Raw genomic sequence first — 1094 nt, forward strand, 5'->3', positions numbered from 1 at the left:
CGGGCGTACCGGCGGCTCGCGGCCCTGGCGCGCGATCCGTTGGAGGCCGCGGACGCGCACGTGCACCTGGCGCGGCTGTGCGCGCAGACGGAGGACGACATCGCGGGGGCCCGGCTGCACTGCGAGGCCGCGCTGCGCCTGTCGCCGGACCAACCGGACGCGCTGCTCCTGCTGGGTGAGCTGTGCCACCGCGGCGGTGAGCACCTGCGCGCCCTGAAGGCGCTGGACCGGCTGCGCGAAGTGTCCATGGCGCGCCACGAGCTGGACCGCGTGGGACAGGCGGACCTGCTCGCGGGCCGGGTGTGGGAAGACGGCCTGAAGCAGCCGGAGAACGCGCTCTTGCGCTACCGCGAGGCGGTGTCGCTGCTGCCCGGCGAGCCGGAGCCGCTGTTCGCGTCCGCGCGCGTGGCCGAAGGCCTGGGCCGGTTGCAGGAAGCCTGAGCGGTTACCAGCAGGCGCTGGAGCTGGCGGGCCCCGCGCCGCGCTCGGAGAGCGTGCGCCACGCCGCGCACGAGAGCCACCACGCGCTGGCCCGGCTGTCGCGCACGAAGCTGGGTGACCCGGCGCGGGCGCGCGAGCACCTGGAAGCGGCGCTCGCGTTGGATCCGCGTGACGCGGTCGCGCTGGATGAGCTGATTCCATACTTCCGCGTCACCGGCCGCTCGCAGGAGCTGGCCGAGGCGCTGGAGAAGGCCGCCGCCCTCAGGGAGGAGCCGAAGGCCCGCGCCGCGCTGTGGGCCGAGGCGGGCGAGCTGTACCGGGGCAAGCTCCAGCAGGCGGACAAGGCCGACAAGCTGCTCACGCTCGCGCTGGAGGCGGACGGCGACCACCGGCCCGCGCTGGAGTCGCTGCTCGCGCTGGCCGAGGCCCGCCGCGACGGCGCGCAGCTCACCCGGTGCCTCGCGGCGCTGGCGAGGCTGACGGTGGAGCCGAAGGAGCGGGCGCAGAAGTACCGCCGCCTCGCGGTGGCCGCGCGCGACCTGGCGTTCGACCTGGACCTCGCCGTGCACGCGCTGCAGGAGGTGCTGCGCGCGGAGCCGGATGACCTGCCGGCGCTGGGCGAGCTGTGCGCGCTGCAGCGCAAGCGCTCGACC

At 75.9% G+C, this 1094-nt stretch carries 1 pseudogene; it reads left to right on the forward strand.

Annotated elements, in window-relative coordinates:
• Window positions 1-1094, forward strand: a pseudogene (locus ACLEQD_RS44025) (flagellar hook-length control protein FliK); the annotation flags it as partial.

Source organism: Corallococcus sp. 4LFB (genome assembly GCF_046520365.1).
In the GTDB taxonomy this organism is placed as follows: domain Bacteria; phylum Myxococcota; class Myxococcia; order Myxococcales; family Myxococcaceae; genus Corallococcus; species Corallococcus caeni.